Origin of the sequence: Micromonospora sp. CPCC 205539 (assembly GCF_036906815.1) — a bacterium.
Taxonomy (GTDB): domain Bacteria; phylum Actinomycetota; class Actinomycetes; order Mycobacteriales; family Micromonosporaceae; genus Micromonospora.
The window spans coordinates 92,761-109,171 of record NZ_JBAKHW010000016.1; the positions used below are offsets into that span (position 1 = coordinate 92,761).

Consider the following 16,411-nt stretch of genomic DNA (forward strand, 5'->3'; position numbering starts at 1 on the left):
GACGGTGGCTCAGTGGCCACGGAACGCCTCCTCCAGCCACCATGAGCCTCGTGCGGCGCAGACCTTCGCGTCGACCACGAGCGGTCGGGTACGGGGTCCAGCGAGCCAGCGGCGTGCCGGTTCGAGATCGTCGACGGTCCGGACGGTCAACCCTTCGCAGCCGTAGCCACGGGCGATCGCGGCCAGGTCGGTCTCGGGGAAGGTGACCGTCTCCAACGGGTGCCCGTTCGGGCCGAAGTGGTGCACCTCGGCGCCGTACGCCGCGTCGTCGTAAATCACCACGAGGAGGGGTAGCGCCAGCCGGACGGCGGTGACCAGTTCGGTCGCGGACATGACGAAGCCGCCGTCGCCGACCGTGGCTACGGTGAGCCGGTCCGGCCGGGCGACCGCCGCGCCGAGCGCACTGGCCAGGCCGAGCCCGACCGACTGGAACGCCTGGGTGAAACAGAATCCGGCCACGTCCGGCACGTCGAGCCACATCGACGGGTAGCCCATGAAGTTGCCGGAGTCGACCACCACCGTCCGCTCGGGCGGCAGCAGGTCGTCCAGGGCGGCCGACAGCGTCCTCGGGTCGATCGTCGCCGGAGTGCCGGCCCGCGCCGGCCCACCCTCGTCCGAGTACGGGACCGTCCGCCACCGGCCATGCTCGCGAATGCGTTGTGCCAGCTCCGGCGTACGCCAGCCACGCGGCCCGGCGTGCACGGGGCCGGTGGAGCCCAGCCGACCGAGTGCCGCCTCGGCGACCGCCGACACCTCGCCGGCCACCGTCACGTCGACCGGGCGGTTCACCCCGAACGCGGCCGGGTCGTGGTCCACCTGGACGACGACTGCGGTGGGCGGGATCAGTTCGCCGTGCCGGGTGGTCCACATGTTCAGCGTGCTGCCCCATGCGACGACGAGGTCCGCCGTGCCGATCAGCTCGGTGGCGAGCGGGGTGGCGAACCCGCCGGCCACGTCGATGTACCACGGGTTCCCGGCGAACAGTCCCTTCGCCGCGGCCGAGACCGCGAGCAGTGCACCGCACTCGTCGGCGAGCCGGGTCAGCGGTTCCCGGGCCGCCCGGGCGCCCCGGCCCGCGAGGAAGACCGGTCGACGTGCGGCCTGGAGCGCGGCCAGCAACGGCTCGACCTGCGGGGCGGTGGCCGTGTTCGGCGCGACCGCAGCGACCGGGCCGGACCACGGGTCGGTCGCGGTGCGCTGCACCTCCAACGGGAGGCCCAGCACGACCGTCGCGCCCCGAGCGGCGGCCCGAAATGCCGCGCCCGCGTCCTCGGCCGCGTGCGTCGCGCGTACCCGATGGAAGTCGGCCCCGACCGCGGCGGCGAGCGCCGGCAGGTCGATGAAGAAGTTCGACCGAGGCGCGGTCGCCTCCGGAGCCAGGACCACCATCGGGGTACGGCTCTTCGCGGCCTCGGTGAGGCCGGTCAGCGCATTGGTGACGCCCGGGCCCTGGTGCACCGAGAGCAGGGCCACCGTCGCGGAGGTGCGGGCGTACCCGTCGGCCATGCTCGCCGCGCCGCCCTCGTGGGCCGCCGCCACGAACCGGGCGCCGGCCGCCACGAGCGCGTTCGTGACATGGAAGTTGCCGCTGCCGACCACCCCGAAGACGTAGCGTGCGCCGTGTTCGTACAGGACCCGCCCGACCACCTCGGCTACCCGCATCTGTGGCCCGGTCCTACCGTTCGACCAGCGCGAGGACCCGGCACGGGCTGCCGGACCCGGAGACGATCGGCAGCGGTCCAGCGATCACCACCGCGCCGGTCGCCGGCAACTGCGCCAGGTTACGGAGCTGGGTCAGGCCGTACTTGTCCTGGCCGAGGAGGAACGAGTGGCACGGGAACGGCGGGTCGAACGAATGCGCGGCGCCCGCGTCGGTCCCGACCGTCTCCACCCCGACGCCCTGGATCGGCGATTCCTCGGCCAGCCAGCGGGCGCACTCGACGGAGATGCCCGGGGTACGCCCGGCGTTGGCGTAACGCTCCGGGTCGTCGCCGTACGCGTCCCAGCCGGTGCGGTAGAGCAGCCAACCACCGGTCGGCAGGGCGCCGTGTTCGGCCTCCCACGCCTTGATGTGCTCGACCTCGAGCAGGAAGTCCGGGTTGTCGGCGGCGTCGGTGGCGTGGTCGATCACCACCGCCGGGGCGATCAACTGGCTCACCGGGACCTGCGACACGTCCGCGCCCTGCTGACCGGTGACCCAGTGCACCGGGGCGTCGAAGTGGGTGCCGGTGTGCTCGCCGGTGGAGATGTTGTTCCAGTACCAGGCCGGACCGCGGTCGTCGTACCGGCTGATCTCGCTGAGCCGGAACGGCCAGGTCTGGCCGAACTGCTCGGGCAACCCCAGGATCGGGGTCTGGTCCGAGAGCGGAGCGGTGAGGTCGACAACTTGGATCCGGCCGCTGGAAAGAGCGGCGACAAACTCCTGCAGCACCGTCATGCAGCGACGGTACACGCCGCTGATGCTCCACGATGGACCTGCGAAAGAGGTGAGTCAGCGGCGCTCGAGCGTGCGGTTGATCAACGACCAGGTTCTTATCGGCCGCCACCGGGCCCCGCTGCCCGCGCCGCCTCATGCCGGCAGGATTGGTGGGCCTGGGCTCGTTGATTCGGCTTACCGGGTGGCACTCCGGAGGCGGGCACGGGTTGCGGCGCGTGGTGGGTGGGTAAGGCCTCAGCTTCGTGACCTGGCGAGCACGCGGGTACGCTGCACGGGCGGCCGGCGCCTCTCGCCTGCGCACTGGCCGCCGCACCGACCGTGGCGCCTTCGAACGTTGCCCGCCCCCGCAGACGAGAGTGAGCCACAACATGACGGCGGTATCAGGCCAGAGGCCTACTGCTGCGAGTCCGGTGGCTGCCGGGCAAGCAGCGGAGGAGGATCTGCGCGCCCTGTTCGGGCAGTCCGTCGCCGTTTTCGCGTCACTGTCGGGGCCGGCGCATCTGGTGGAGACGGCCAACCCGGCCTTCTTCGCCGCCATCGGTGAGGGGCAGGCTCGCGCCGGGGTCGCGCTCGCCGAATTGATGCCCGAGGTGGCAGGTCAAGGCTTCATACCTCTGTTGGACCAGGTCTTTCGAACGGGTGAGCCCTACACCGGTCGTGACGTGCTGGTCACGTTGGGCAGCGGCCCGCAGACGCGGGAGGCGTTCTTCGACCTCACCTACGAGCCTCGCCGCGACGCCGACGGCAATGTGACCGGGATCCATGTGCTCGGCGTGGAGACCACCCAGGTCAAGCACGCTCAACGGCTGATGGCCGAACACCGCGCCCTGCTGGAGCAGATCGCCCGCCAGGCACCCCTGACCGAGGTGCTCGACGGGATGGCTCGCTGTATCGAGAATCTTGCCCCGCAGGAGGTGCTCGTCTCCATCCTGCTCGCCGACTCCGACGCCCAGCACCTGCGGCACGGTGCCGCGCCGAGCCTGCCGGCCTTCTACAACGAGGCCATCGACGGCATTGCGACCGGTGAAGGTGTCGGTTCGTGTGGCACCGCCGCTTACCGGCGGGAGCCGGTCATCGTCACCGACATCGCCACCGACCCGTTCTGGGACGACTTCCGAGACCTGGCCGGCCAGGCCGGACTGGCAGCCTGCTGGTCCACGCCGATTTCGGCCCGCGACGGCAGCCTCTTGGGCACCTTCGCCATGTACCACCGGACCCCGCGCGTCCCCCAGGACAGTGACCTCGCCCTCGCCCGGCTCTTCGCCGGCACCGCAGCCCTGGCCATCGAACGCCACCACATCGAGCAGGCGAAACTCGCCGCCGAAGCACGTGCCACGTCAGCCAACGACGAACTGGCCAAAGTCGTGCGCGTGGAGCGGGAACTGCGCGCCGAGGCTGAGCAGCGAGCCGCCGCCGCCGCGGAACTCGCCGATCAGATGCGCGTCGCCGCAGCCGCGCAGGCCGCCACGCCGCATCCCGACCACTGCCAGCTCGGCGGCACCGCCGTGTGCACCGCGCCGGCCGAGATCAAGATCGCCGATTCGTGGGGCGACGCGGCATGGGGATGCCCCGCTCACGTCGAAGAAGCCATTCTCAACGTCCGGTCGGTGTTCATCGCCAGCGAGGAACTCGGCGGGTTGACCGCCTACCTCAACCGCTGATCGCCGCCCCGTCTCTCGCCGTGGAGTTCAGCCAGCGACGAGCGCAGCCTTCCGCCGCCCTGCCCTCGACGGTGCGGCGTCAGCTCCTGGGTCAGGTCCGTACCCGGCTTGGCGATCACGCCCAGGACCGCTCCGTAGACGACGTGGGCCGCGAAGGTGGTGACCGCGCGAGCGGGGTCGTCCCGCTGCGGTGGCGGAAGAAGGCCGAGGGCCGGCACCCAACCCAGGTACGAACTGGCCCAGAGCCCCAGGCCGGCCGCGATTCCCCGGGAGGCTGACGAGCGGCGAACCGCCAGCGCGTAGCCGGCCCCGTAGGCTGCGCCGAAGCCGAAATGCGCCAACGGCCACGCGGCCCGGACCCCGGGACTCTGACGTCGTGCCGACATCCCGGCCCGGCGGGCGAAGCGGCGGACGAGCCGCTTCGGCGGCTGTTCGGGATAGCCGCCGAGCCGACGCCCCACCGCCAGCACACCGGTCATGGCGACGGTGGCGCCTACGCCGGCCAGGGCACCGTGGGCAACCCGCCTGGAGGTATTCACTGGACCTGATCACCCGCCCGATACACCGTGGGATCTCGTCGACGTCGCGCCGTCTTGCCTTCCTTACGCCTACCCGCACATCTCGTTCCCCCGCCGGGCCGGGAGAAACCTGAACACCGTCGCGGGAGCGTCCGTCTCGGCCTGATCCGCCCCACCGTTATCGCCGACGGCGAGCACGGGCCGGCACCTCCATCCCGAACTGGTGGCGGGGGCCGGCGGGTGGTTCCCGCCGGCCCCTCCGGCCGAGGTCACCGTCCGTAGAGCTCGAACTCGTAGAGCGAGAACCCGTACGAGGTGGCCCGGCTGACCCCGTACACCCGAACGTAACGGGCGCTGACCGGGGCGAAGGTGGCGTTGTCGACGCCACCGTTGCCGGTGGTGGTGGCGAACACCGGCGTCCAGGAGCTGCCGTCGCCGGAGACCTCGATCCGGTACGAGGTGGCGTAGGCGGACTCCCACCGCAGCACCGCCCGGCTGACGGTGCGGGCCGCGCCGAGGTCGACCCGGAGCCACTGGTTGTCGTTGTAGCTGCTGGCCCACCGGCTGCCGAGGCTGCCGTCGACCGCCTTGCCGGGGGTGTGGCCGGTCAGGAACTGGGTGCTCGACGCGGTGGCCGGGCGGCCCTGGGCGAGGTTGGTGACGTCGTCGCCCCGGCGCGCCGGGAACGAGACGACCTGCTGGTAGGTGGGGCGGTTCTGCCAGGCGATCACCGGGTGGGTGATGCCGCCCAGGCCGGAATGGGCGATCGCGTCGGCGCACCACTGGTCGCCGGCCCCGCAGGACTTGTCGCCCGGGTAGACCGTGCCGGCCGGCACCGCGGCGGCCTGGCCGAGCGCGTCGAGCAACGCCTGCCGGCAGGCGCCGAGGTTGCCGTTGCCGCAGTACGCGCGGCCCAACCCGCCGGCCACCGGGTCGCCGAGAACGCTGCGCAGGTCCTTGTCGACGTAGCCCCACCAGCCGTGCTGGAACGACGAGCCCTTGTGCGCCTGCCCCTGCAACGCCCAGCTCGCGGCGCCGTCGCGCCCGCCGTTCTGGCCGCCGGACGGCGCCTCGTTCACCTCGATGGCGTCGACCAGCGCGGCGTAGAGGTCCGGCCCGAGGCCGGGGCGGAACTGCGCCGAGGCCAGCAGCGGCCACCAGGCGTCGAAGATCCGGATGGCGTCGGCGTGCTGGTAGACCTTGGAGCCGGGGGACGTCTCCACCCGGCGGGTCCCGGCCTGCTGCCAGGCGCGCAGCTTGCCCACCGCGTCGGCCAGCGCCGGATCGGTGATCGGCGTGCTGTCCAGCACCCGCAGCAGGTCGCCGAGAACCTGCTGGCCGCGCAGGTCGGTCACCGCCGCGTCCGCCATGATCTTGACGACGTCGGCGCGGCCGAGCTTGCGCTGGGCGATCGCGGCGCGCACCGGGCCGTCGAGCAACTGAGCCCGGTGTACGGAGCCGAAGCTGAAGTTGCCGTCGGCGGCCCCGAAGTCCCGTGCCTGCTTGTTGTTCCAGCTGACGTAGTAGTCCTGGTTGACCGACTGCGGATGCGCCGACGCCGGGGTGTAGGTGGCGTCGTTGGTGTCCGGGTTCCAGCCGGCCCACTCGTACGCCGGTTCGGCCCTGGTGGGCAGGTTCGGGTCTGCGGTGGCCGGACGGACCGGGTTCGAGCCGGAGTTGTAGTACGCCGCCTCGGTCGAGTTGACGTAGAACCAGTTGAACGCATACCCGACGTCGGCCGCGGACGCCTGGAAGGCCGACGCGCTGCCCATCGCGGACGGGTCGTTGAAGGCCTGGAAACCGATCGCCGAGTCGGCCTCGTGCCGGTAGGTCGAGCGCAGTTTGGTGAACGCGGTCGGCTGCCCGTTCACCAGGCCCCGGTGGGTCACCAGCCCGTACTTGGTGCGCAGCGCGCGCAGTGTGTACGAGCCGGCCGGGGTGGAGTCGGCCAGCGTCGGAGACCAGGAGTTGCGCTGCTCCAGCGCCTCCATGGCGAGGCACTGCCCGTGGTAGAGGTAGCGGTTGGTGCGCAGCGTCGGGGCGCTGCCGTCGGTGGTGCACAGCGGCACCGCGTACGTGTCGGTGAGGTCCTGGGAGGCGGAGGTCGCGCTCCACGCGTAGTCCTGGCCCCGGCCGAGCAGCACGTAGAGGTTGAGCCCGGCGAACGCGGCGCCGCGAGCGCTGATGCCGGGCCCCTGCAGCTCCTGGAGCATCAGCAACTGCGGCGCGAAGTAGCCGGTCTGCGGCCCGAACACGGCAACCGGGTTGCCGGTGGTGGTGTGCCGTCCGGAGACCACTACCGCGTTGGACATGCCGTGCGCGCGCAGGTTGGCCAGGCCGCCGAGCAGTTCCTTGGTGGCGGTGCTGGCGCCGGTACGGGCGGCGGCCCCGCCGCTCTGGTCGTAGGCGAGGGGCTCGGCGACCACCGAGCCGGCGTCGGGGAGCACCGCGCTGGTCGCGCCGGGTGGCGTCGCCCCGTACGGGAAGCTCTGCCCGTCGTGCAGGGTGAGCACGGTCTCCGGGTCGTTCTGGGAGCGGAACGCCGCCCACACCCGGTCGCCCTCGGTGGCGCCGTACTTGGCGCGGGCGGCCACCCGGACCAGCGCGGACTGGATCTCGCTGCCGCCGCCCCCACCGAAGAGCCCGCCGATCACGCCGGCGGTGGCGATCAGGTCGGTCATGGTGAAGTGCGTCGGCTTGCCGGCGCCGGCGAGCACGTACTCACCCGGGTAGTTGTCGTCGGCGATCGACTTGTCGATGTAGGCGTTGATGCCGGCGATGTAGTCGACCACGTCGGTGTAGAGCTGCTGGCCCCGGGCGCCCTTGGTGCGCAGCGCATCCACCTGGGCCTGGAGGTCCGCCTCGGTGTACGGCGAGTTGGCCCAGACGCTCTGCTCCAGGTCACGGTTGCCGGGGGCGCCGCCGGCGAACGAGGTGACGTTGCCGCGGCCGACGTGCCGCAGCAGGTCCATCACCCAGAGCCGGTCCTGGGCCCCGGCGTAGCCGGCGCCGAACATGGTGCCGGCGCGGGTGGTGCCGGTGACGTGCGGGACGCCGGTGGCCTTGTCCCGCACGATGGTGACGTCCGATCGCGGCGAGACGGTGCTCTCCACCTGCGCGGCGGGGACGCCGAACGAGGCGTCGTTGTAGAAGTGGCCGATCTGCTCGTCGGTCAGCCCGGCGTAGTTGTAGACGAGGTTCGCGTACTCGTCGAGCTGGTCACTGGAGTGTGCCGGGCGGGTGCCGAGCGCTTGGTGGGCCAGGATGGCGACCAACGTGGCGTTGCCGTTCTGCCCGGGGGGCAGGATGTCGGCGCACTGGCCGAGGCAGTAGTCGTCGGGAGTGAAGGTGGTCGCGGCGAGCGCCGGTGACGGCGGGACGACCGTCAGGACGCTCGCGGTCAGGGTGGCGGCGGTGAGCGCCGCGAGCCGGGCGCGAAGGGCGGGTCTGGGCATGGCGATCCTCCGGGGACGCGGAGTCGGGCCGTTCGGTACGCCCGGCTGCCGGTGTCGACCTCTCGCCCTCCATGCCCGGGCGTTTCAGCTGGAGGTGAGAATGACTCATGTCGATCTGGGCAATGATCGGCTCAGGACCGCCGTTCGGGCTAGCCGTCGTTCACCACGCGCCAATGCCGACGTTTCGCCGTCTTCCGGAACGGTGGCACCGTGGGATGGCAGAGCCGCGTGGCGGGTCCGTCGCGCCGGGGTTGACTACGGGCCCCCGCAGCGACATTCCTCGATTACCCTCGATGCCGGGCCGTTGGATTTCCGCAAGGGAGGGTGCTCGATGACCACGGACGAGGCAGCACCCCCGGGGGTTGACGTCTCCACTCCGAGCATCGCTCGGGTCTATGACTTCATGGTCGGCGGCAAGGATCACTTCGCGGTCGACCGGATGGTCGCGCAGCGCGCGCTGGAGATCGTGCCGGACGCGCAGGAGGCGGGGCGCGCCTGTCGGGCCCTCCTGCGCCGGGTGGTGCGTCACCTGGCGGCTGAGGCCGGCATCCGGCAGTTCCTCGACATCGGTTCGGGGCTGCCCACCGAGACCAACGTGCACCAGGTCGCGCACGAGGTCGACCCGGCGGCGCGGGTCGTCTACGTCGACAACGATCCGACGGTGCTGGTGCACGGGCACGCGCTGCTCGCCGGTGACGGCACCAGCGTGTTGATCGAGGCAGACATCCGCTCCCCCGAGACGATTCTCGAGCACCCGGTCGTGCGGGAGAAGCTCGACTTCACCCAACCGATCGGTCTGCTGCTCTTCTCGGTCCTGCACCACCTGAACGACGCCGAGGACCCGGGCGGGGTGGCGGCGAATCTGCGAGACGCGCTACCGCCCGGCAGCCACCTGGCGATCATTCATTTCTGGGATCCGGCCGAGGAGCATCCGGAGACATCCGCGAAGGTGCATGACGCCGAGCGGCTGTTCAACGAGAGCCTGGGCACCGGGCGCTGGCGCCGCCGCTCGGAGATCGAGGCGTTCTTCGGCGACTTCGAGCTGATCGAACCAGGGCTGGTGCCGCTGGCCGAGTGGCGACCCGACGGCGAAGCCGTGGCCGAGCAGAAGGACAGCTACCACACCATGCTCGCTGGGGTGGCCCGCAAACGCTGACGGGTGCCGGCCGTTGCGCTGAACCTGCTTCGACCCGATATCGGGCCGCAAGGCCACGGGCCGTCCACCAGTGCCAGGCGCTGCCTACCCTCGTCATCGTGAAGACGTTCACCGGAATGGAGAGCGCCTGAGGGTCCGACGATGGCCCAGGTGGCCCGTAGCCCCTTGCCGGCAGCGGGCGTACCACGCCGCAGCGGCGTTCGCGTCCGTGGTCCGCAGGACAGGCGCAAGGCGTTCGATCATCCAAGACGTCGCGCATACGAGACCACCACGTCCCACACGACCTGGTCCTCGTCGACGCGGTGCGTCAGGCTCTTGGCGCTGTGGCCGCCCGGCCCACCTCCCTCACCTGCCGATGAGGGGCCGACGCCATTGCTGGCGTCAGCCCCTCATCACGGGGACGTGGTGCGGCGGTTTCGGCGGCTGACCGGCCGCATCGGCAGGCTGGCCTAGACGATGAAGCTTGTCGAGCCGCAGCTTTGGTAGCCTCCGCCGTTGGAGACGTCCAGTCGGCACACCTCGATCACCAGCTCATTACCGGAGTAGTAGCTGCCCCGGTACGCCGTGGCATAGCCTGGCGTGTTGTTGCTGCCGTTGGCGTCCTCGCCGTCGGCAATGTCCAGACCGAGCCCGTACGTCATGTTCCACACCGTCGCAACGATCCGGTAGCCGTCGGCGTTGGTGTCGCGTATGGTCAGCACCCCCGTTGAGGTGTTGAAACTGGCGTTGCCGTAGCGCGACGGACTGGTGTACGCGGTCGCCGACGCGGCCTGGGCGGAGGCAGGTGCCACCACCACCAGGCTGAGCGTCACTCCCCCCAACGCCAAGGCCCGCTTGATGTTCCGTGACAAAGACATGGACTGCTCCTCTCGGACGCCCGAGGCGTCGCTGTCTGCGGCGGTGATCCGTGTGTCCAGGGCTCTCGTGGTGCCCGTGCAACCCCGGCCGCTAGAACCGATGCACGCCAGGTTTGCTGCATGGAGGGCAGCCGTGGTTGCCGACAGGGAACAGTCTGCGCAGCGGCTAGTGATGCGGAACAAGGGTCTGAGCTGTACGAAACAGTTCCGAACACGGCGATGGGCCTGCACGATGATGCGCCGGCGCACGACGACTGCGGCGTTCTCCGTCACGACTGCGTCGAGCTGGTCTCGGAGGGCGGCGACACCACCGTGGCTCTGCCGGCTACGGTCATCCCGTGGCACGTTTCAGCATGATGGCTCGCATCGACAGTCCGACCGAAGTGCCTGAGGCGCAGGCGTGGATCGAGCGGCACGGCCACGCGCTGACCTCGATATCGGAAGGTGGCTGCGGTTGCTGCGTCCGCTCCTGGCGGATCGATGGGCCGCGACACCTGGCGGACACGATCCCCCAGGTGTTGACCGTGTATGACCCGGAATGGGAGCGCGGCTGAGGGCACCGCCCACCTGTCAGGGCTGCGTGGTTGCGGAGGCCCGCGGTGCCCCCGTGGCCGCGGCGCTGGCGATGAGGAGCACCGCCGCCGGCAGGAACGCGCCGCCGATGCCCAGCCCGAGCAGCAGCCCCCAGACGGCGATGACCAGCGCGGCCACCAGGTCGGCGACCCGGGTCAACCGACCGATCCGTTGCGCGAGAACCGGCAGCATCACGGCGACGACCGGCACCCCGAGCAGGTAGCTGGCCGCAGCCCCGGAATCGTCCACGGTGAAGGGAGTCAGGAGGGCGGCCACCGCGACGGTGATCGCCAGAGCCGACCACCGCAGGACCGGCCGGGCGTGGGCCGGCCGGCGGACCAGGATCACGACACCGACGAGCAGGACACCCGCGATCGCACCGACCGTCGCCAGATCAATCATCACGCTCTCCTCGACCGCAGGGGGCGCCTCATCGACGAAGACCGATTATCGTCGTCGCGTCCCACGATACGACTGGTCGGGCCAGCCGTACGAGGCCTGTTTCGAAGCACCTCAACCCATGGTCGAACAGTCTCGGTCACCGGCGGCGGACATGGCACGATGGCCGTGTCCTGCGCCGCCGGTGGCCGGGCACGACACTGATGGAGTCGGAATGTCAGAACTGGCCGGCACGCCGGTGCCAGGGTTGGCGAAACTGTGGACGCACGATCCGGTCACCGCCGGCCCGTATCGGCTGGTCGGCCGGCTGGGCGCGGGTGGGCAGGGGGTCGTCTATCTCGGTGAGGACGACGCCGGTGACCGGGTCGCGGTCAAGATGGTCAACGCCGATCTGAGTGATCCGCGGGCGCGGTCGCAGTTCGTGAAGGAGATCGCCGCCGCACGCCGGGTCGCTCCGTTCTGCACCGCGCAGGTGCTCTTCGCCGAGGTGGACGGCGAGCGGCCCTACGTGGTCAGTGAGTTCATCGAGGGCTTGACCCTGCACCGGCACGTCCGCGAGCGCGGCCCGGTGACCGGTAACGCCCTGCACCGGCTCGCGGTCGGCACCGTCACCGCGCTCGCCGCGATCCACAGTGCCGGGGTGGTGCACTGCGATCTGAAGCCGGACAACGTGGTGCTGGGCGAGGACGGTCCTCGGGTGATCGACTTCGGCATCGCACGCGCGTTGGGCGTCACCGAGACGGCGTCCAGCCGGGTCATGGGGACCACCGGGTACATGGCGCCCGAGCGGTTCCGCAACGACGCGGTCGGTCCGCCCTGCGACGTCTTCGCCTGGGCGGCCACGATCGCCTTCGCCGCCGGTGGTCGTCCGCCTTTCGGCAATGATTCGCTCTTCGCCGTGATGCACCGGGTGCTGCACGATCCGCCCGAGCTGCCGGCGTTGCCTCCCGTACTGGACGAGCTGATCCGGGAGTGCCTGGCCAAGGATCCGGCGGACCGACCGGGTGCCGAGCGCGTGCTGGTGCGGCTGCTCCGGCAGGACGGCAGGGTCACCGATCCGCTACGTCGGGAGAGCCTGCTCGAGGTCGGCAACGAGACCGCGGGCGCGCCGACGCCGAGCCCTCCGCTGCCCCCGGTCACGCCGACGGCACCGCAGCCGCGCCCGACGCAGCCGCAGACTCCGACCCGGCCGACGGTGCCGACCCAGGCCCGGACGACCCAGCCGGCATACCTGCCGGTGACGCAGCAGCCGGCACACCTGCCGGTGACGGAACCCGGCGTCGGCGCTGGAGGTGACGGCGCGTTGCGGCGGCTGCGTAGTGAGGCCCTTGACGCCTGGGGCATCTCGACCGCGCTCTTCCTCGGTTCGGCAGGCGCCGCCGCCGGCTACGTCGCGTCGAGCGCGGTCGGCCCGGCCGCTGCGGCCGGGGCGGTCACCTTCGTCGTGGTCTACCTGGTTCGGCTGCTGGTCGCGATGGCGGTCGGGGGACGCTCCGACCGCGGGTGACCGGTGCGGTGGGGTCTGGGTCGCCGGCTGGCGCCGGATAGATAGGTTGACTGCCACCAGCCGCCCGCCGAGGAGGACGTCCCGATGGCCCCATCCGCTACGCGTACGCGGCAGTGGTTGCCGTACACCGCCGCCGTCACCGCCGGGCTGGTGGTCATCGCCGGGGCGTTCGTGTTCGTCCGGCAGCGCGAAGCAAGCAACGAGGGGGCCCGCACCGGCTGCGCCACCACCCTCCAGGTCAACTCCTCCACGGAGAAGGCGGCTCTGCTGGTCGACCTGGCCGAGCGCTACAACCGCAGCGACCGGTCGATCGATGGCGGCGGCTGCGCCCAGGTGCACGTCAGCGCGTTGAACTCGGGCAAGGCCACCGAGGCGCTGGCTACCGGCTGGACCCACACCGGCCTGCCGCAGCCACAGGTCTGGCTGCCGACGTCGAGCCTGTGGACCGGCCAGCTCCGGCTGCTCGACCAGGCCGCCGGGCGGGCACCGCAGACCCCGGACCGCTACCCGTCGATCGCCAACAGCCCGCTGGTGATCGCCATGCCGCAGCCCAAGGCCGAGCTGGTACGCCAGCGTGGGCCGCTGGGCTGGGGGGAGATCCTGGGCCTCTCCGGGCGGGACGGGTGGGCGGGCTTCGGCAAGCCGGAGTGGGGCCGCTTCACCTTCGGCAAGGACAACCCGAACCTGTCCACCTCCGGGCTGGCGGCGACCATCGCCACCTACTACGCGGCGGTGCAACGGTCCAGCGACCTGACCCGGTCCGACCTGGCCAACCCCGCGGTCACCCAGTTCGTCCGCCGGATCGAGGCCAACGTGTCGCACTACAGCGACGACTCGGTGGACCTGCTGCGCAGCCTCGCCGAGGCGGACCTGGCCGGCGGGGCGGGCAGTACGGACGACATGAGTGCCATCGTCCTGCAGGAGGAGCTGGTGGACCTCTACAACACGGGTGCGCTGAGCCCTCGGCAGGACGGGCAGGAGCGGGGCCGCCGACCGAACGTCCCGCTGGTCGCCGTCCATCCCAAGGAGGGCACGTTCAACCTGGACCACCCGTTCGTGGTGCTGCCCTCCGCCGATGAGCGGCAGCGCGCGGCAGCGGCCGACTTCCAGACGTTCCTGACCGAGGACGCCCAGCAGGAGAGCTTCGCCCGCCTCGGCTTCCGGGACCACGAGCGCCGAGCCTCGGCGGAGCTGCTTGCCAGCGTCGGCGCCGAGCCCACCGGCGGGCTGACCTATTTCGAGCCCCCGGACCCGCAGGTGGTCGGCGCGATGCTGGACGGCTGGCGCACGCTCCGCAAGAAGGCCAACATCCTGATCGCCCTGGACACCTCGGGGTCGATGCAGGCGATGGTCGGCAACCGTACCCGTTTCCAGGTCGCCGCGGCGGCGGCGGGCAAGGGCCTCGCGCTGCTCAACACCGAAGACCGGGTGGGGCTCTGGTCATTCTCCTCGGCGACCCCGCCGAAGAGCCCCTACCGTGAGGAGGTCCCTCTCGACGAGTTCGACCAGAAGCGGATCAACAGCAAGATCGCCGGCCTGCCTGTCGAGGGCGGCACCGCGCTCTACGCGACGGTCCGGGCCGCACACCGAGAACTGCTCAAGAGGTACGACCCGCAGCGGATCAACGCGATCGTCGTGCTGACCGACGGCAAGAACGAGTACAGCCAGGACAACGACCTGGCCCGGGTGCTCGCCGAGGTCGCCCTGGACCCACAGCGTCCGGTGAAGGTGTTCTGCATCGCCTTCGACCGGGAGTCGGACTTCGCCACCCTGGACCGGATCGCCAAGGCATCGTCGGGCAAGGCCTTCGACGCCACCGATCCCGCCAAGATCGACGAGGCGTTCGTAAAGCTGGTCAGCAGCTTCTGACGCTCTCCCCGGCCCGCGCGCTCGCCGGAGTCGCCGGCCCGCAGCCTCGCCGGTCGCCGGCGCACCCTGCGGTCGGATCAGCGGGTCGGATCCGGCCGCCCAGCGACGATGCCGACGGCCTCGACCAGGCTGTCCGCGCCGGCCAGGCCGCGGTCGCGCAGCTCGCTCGGGTCGACCCCGCGCGACCGAACCGCGTCGGCGAAGTGCTCGATGTCCTTGCGCATCAGCGACTGCAGGTGCGGTGCCAGATCCGGGGTGATCTCGGTGTTCAGCGCGCCCAGCATGAAACTGGCTCCACTGCTGACCGACAGCGCCGTGATGAGCGCCGGTATGTCCACGTCGAGTTGCTGGGCGATGCGCAGCATGTCGGCGGCGTTCTTGAGGTTGCTCATGGTCATCGAGTTGTTCAACAGCTTGGTGAGCTGACCGGTGCCGACCGGACCCATGTGCACCACCAGCCGGGAGAACGTGTCGAAGATCGGCTGGCAACGGTCGTGGGCGTCCCGTTCGCCGCCCACGAACGTGGTCAGCGTCCGAGCGCGGGCGCCGGGCCCGCCCCCGCTGACTGGGGCATCCAGGTACGCCACGCCGCGCGCGGCGAAGCGCTCCCCGAACGCCACGTTCTGGGCGGGGTCGCCGGTGCCGTGGTTGACCACCACGCTGCCGGGTCGCATCTCGTCCAAGAGCTGACGATGGTCCAGCAGGTCGAGGATGTCGTCGTCGTCGCGCAGGCACAGCAGCAGGACGTCGACCGCCCCGGCCAGCTCCGCGACGCTCGCCGCGACCGTGTACGGCGTACCCTGCATCGCTTGCAGCGATTCCGGACGACGGGCCCAGACGTGCAGGTCGTCTGCGCTGTCACCGACCGCGCGGGCCATCGGCGCGCCCTGGTCGCCGAGCCCGATGAAACCAACTTTGGTCATCGGGCGCCCGCCCCGGCCGCGACCAGGTCCGACGCGACGGTCCAGAGCCGCTCGGCGTTGCCCGGATCGACGGCGTACGCCGCGACGCCGGCGTAGTTGGCCGGGCGTTCGGTGACCACCGGCGCCTCGGTGCAGTCCTCGAAGTACCGGCCACCCACGCCGTCGAGCAGCGGGGACGCGGCGAGCAGCACCGAGGTGGCCGCGCCCTGCTGCGGGGTCTTGTGCATCTCCTTCGGGGACTTCAGACCACCGGTGTGCTTCTGCAGGCCGGTCGCGATCGCACCCGGGTTCAGCGCGTTGGACCAGATGCCCTGGCCGGACCAGCGGCGGGTCACCTCGACGGCGAGCAGCGCCTCAGCGCTCTTGGACTGCCCGTACGCCAGCAGCGGGTCGTACGGGCGGAACGCGAAGTGCAGGTCGTCGAAGACCACCGGCGAGAAGAGGTTGCCGCTGGAGCTGATCGAGACCACCCGGGCGCCGCCGGCCGCGGCGAGCGCGTCGTGCAGCCCGACGGTCAGCGCGAAGTGCCCCATGAAGTTCGTGGCGAACTGCATCTCCCAGCCCTCGGGGGTGCGCTCCAGCTCGGGCAGCGCCATGATCCCGGCGTTGTTGATCAGCATGTGCAACGGCTGATCCCAGCCGGCGACGAACCGGCGTACCGAATCCTGGTCGGCCAGGTCCAGTTCGCGGGCGGTGACCCGGTCCGCGCCGATGCTGGTCGCGATGTCCGCGGCCGCCTGCTCGCCGGCACTGACCCGGCGTACCGCGAGCACCACCTCGGCGCCGGCGCGGGCCAGGGTGCGGGCGGTCTCGACGCCGATGCCGGCGGCGCCGCCGGTGACGATGGCCCGCTGGCCGGTCAGGTCGACCCCGGCGATGACCTCGTCGGCGGTCGAGGCGAATCCGAACGGGGTCTTGATCCGCTCTGTCATGACTGTCCCATCTCCCTCTAGATCACGCTTACGACAGACACTGTCACCCAGTGAGCCGGTGCTAGCCGGGTTCCCGCTTTTCCTGGTAGTGCCAGGACCAGGCTGGGCCGGGTGCGGGCCCCTA

At 71.1% G+C, this 16,411-nt stretch carries 13 protein-coding genes; 5 read left to right on the forward strand and 8 right to left on the reverse strand.

Features of this window, described 5'->3' with window-relative positions:
* Positions 1-9 precede the first annotated feature (9 nt).
* Together V6V47_RS16395 and V6V47_RS16400 are read right to left on the reverse strand one after the other, a co-directional pair.
* Positions 10-1,662 carry a thiamine pyrophosphate-binding protein gene (locus V6V47_RS16395; protein ID WP_334629086.1) on the reverse strand — a complete coding sequence of 551 codons (1,653 nt, stop codon included), beginning with the start codon at positions 1,660-1,662 and terminating at the stop codon, positions 10-12.
* 13 nt (positions 1,663-1,675) lie between these two features.
* Complete coding sequence (locus V6V47_RS16400) at positions 1,676-2,437, reverse strand: cyclase family protein (protein WP_334629087.1); 762 nt, start codon at positions 2,435-2,437, stop codon at positions 1,676-1,678.
* A gap of 356 nt (positions 2,438-2,793) precedes the next feature.
* On the opposite strand from V6V47_RS16400, the gene V6V47_RS16405 reads away from it, so the two are divergent.
* Positions 2,794-4,098 carry a GAF domain-containing protein gene (locus tag V6V47_RS16405; RefSeq protein WP_334629088.1) on the forward strand — a complete coding sequence of 435 codons (1,305 nt, stop codon included), beginning with the start codon at positions 2,794-2,796 and terminating at the stop codon, positions 4,096-4,098.
* Here the strand turns inward: V6V47_RS16405 and V6V47_RS16410 are convergent.
* Both V6V47_RS16410 and V6V47_RS16415 read right to left on the reverse strand, forming a co-directional pair.
* Positions 4,083-4,637 (reverse strand): DUF6789 family protein, encoded by a 555-nt coding sequence (locus tag V6V47_RS16410; RefSeq protein ID WP_334629089.1) that lies wholly within the window; start codon positions 4,635-4,637, stop codon positions 4,083-4,085. The genes V6V47_RS16405 and V6V47_RS16410 overlap by 16 nt on opposite strands.
* A gap of 248 nt (positions 4,638-4,885) precedes the next feature.
* Positions 4,886-8,071, reverse strand: coding sequence for a penicillin acylase family protein (locus V6V47_RS16415; RefSeq protein WP_334629090.1), 3,186 nt, complete (start codon positions 8,069-8,071; stop codon positions 4,886-4,888).
* A gap of 331 nt (positions 8,072-8,402) precedes the next feature.
* Between V6V47_RS16415 and V6V47_RS16420 the strand changes: the two genes are divergently transcribed.
* Positions 8,403-9,227 (forward strand): SAM-dependent methyltransferase, encoded by an 825-nt coding sequence (locus V6V47_RS16420; protein WP_334629091.1) that lies wholly within the window; start codon positions 8,403-8,405, stop codon positions 9,225-9,227.
* A gap of 449 nt (positions 9,228-9,676) precedes the next feature.
* On the opposite strand, the gene V6V47_RS16425 is transcribed toward V6V47_RS16420, so the two are convergent.
* Positions 9,677-10,084 carry a hypothetical protein gene (locus V6V47_RS16425; protein WP_334629092.1) on the reverse strand — a complete coding sequence of 136 codons (408 nt, stop codon included), beginning with the start codon at positions 10,082-10,084 and terminating at the stop codon, positions 9,677-9,679.
* A gap of 338 nt (positions 10,085-10,422) precedes the next feature.
* Between V6V47_RS16425 and V6V47_RS16430 the strand changes: the two genes are divergently transcribed.
* Positions 10,423-10,638, forward strand: coding sequence for a hypothetical protein (locus V6V47_RS16430; protein WP_334629093.1), 216 nt, complete (start codon positions 10,423-10,425; stop codon positions 10,636-10,638).
* 16 nt (positions 10,639-10,654) lie between these two features.
* Here the strand turns inward: V6V47_RS16430 and V6V47_RS16435 are convergent, their stop codons facing one another.
* Positions 10,655-11,059, reverse strand: coding sequence for a hypothetical protein (locus tag V6V47_RS16435; protein WP_334629094.1), 405 nt, complete (start codon positions 11,057-11,059; stop codon positions 10,655-10,657).
* A gap of 211 nt (positions 11,060-11,270) precedes the next feature.
* Between V6V47_RS16435 and V6V47_RS16440 the strand changes: the two genes are divergently transcribed.
* Positions 11,271-12,563, forward strand: a complete 1,293-nt coding sequence (locus V6V47_RS16440) for a serine/threonine-protein kinase (protein ID WP_334629095.1) — start codon at positions 11,271-11,273, stop codon at positions 12,561-12,563.
* Between the two features lie 84 nt (positions 12,564-12,647).
* Positions 12,648-14,432 (forward strand): vWA domain-containing protein, encoded by a 1,785-nt coding sequence (locus V6V47_RS16445; protein WP_334629096.1) that lies wholly within the window; start codon positions 12,648-12,650, stop codon positions 14,430-14,432.
* A 77-nt stretch (positions 14,433-14,509) separates the two neighbouring features.
* On the opposite strand, the gene V6V47_RS16450 is transcribed toward V6V47_RS16445, so the two are convergent.
* Positions 14,510-15,355: an NAD(P)-dependent oxidoreductase gene (locus V6V47_RS16450; protein WP_334629097.1), complete on the reverse strand. Its 846-nt coding sequence runs from the start codon at positions 15,353-15,355 to the stop codon at positions 14,510-14,512.
* On the reverse strand, positions 15,352-16,287 hold the full coding sequence (locus V6V47_RS16455; protein ID WP_334629098.1) for an SDR family NAD(P)-dependent oxidoreductase: 936 nt from the start codon (positions 16,285-16,287) through the stop codon (positions 15,352-15,354). Before V6V47_RS16455 ends, V6V47_RS16450 begins: the two co-directional genes overlap by 4 nt.
* Positions 16,288-16,411: the final 124 nt, after the last annotated feature.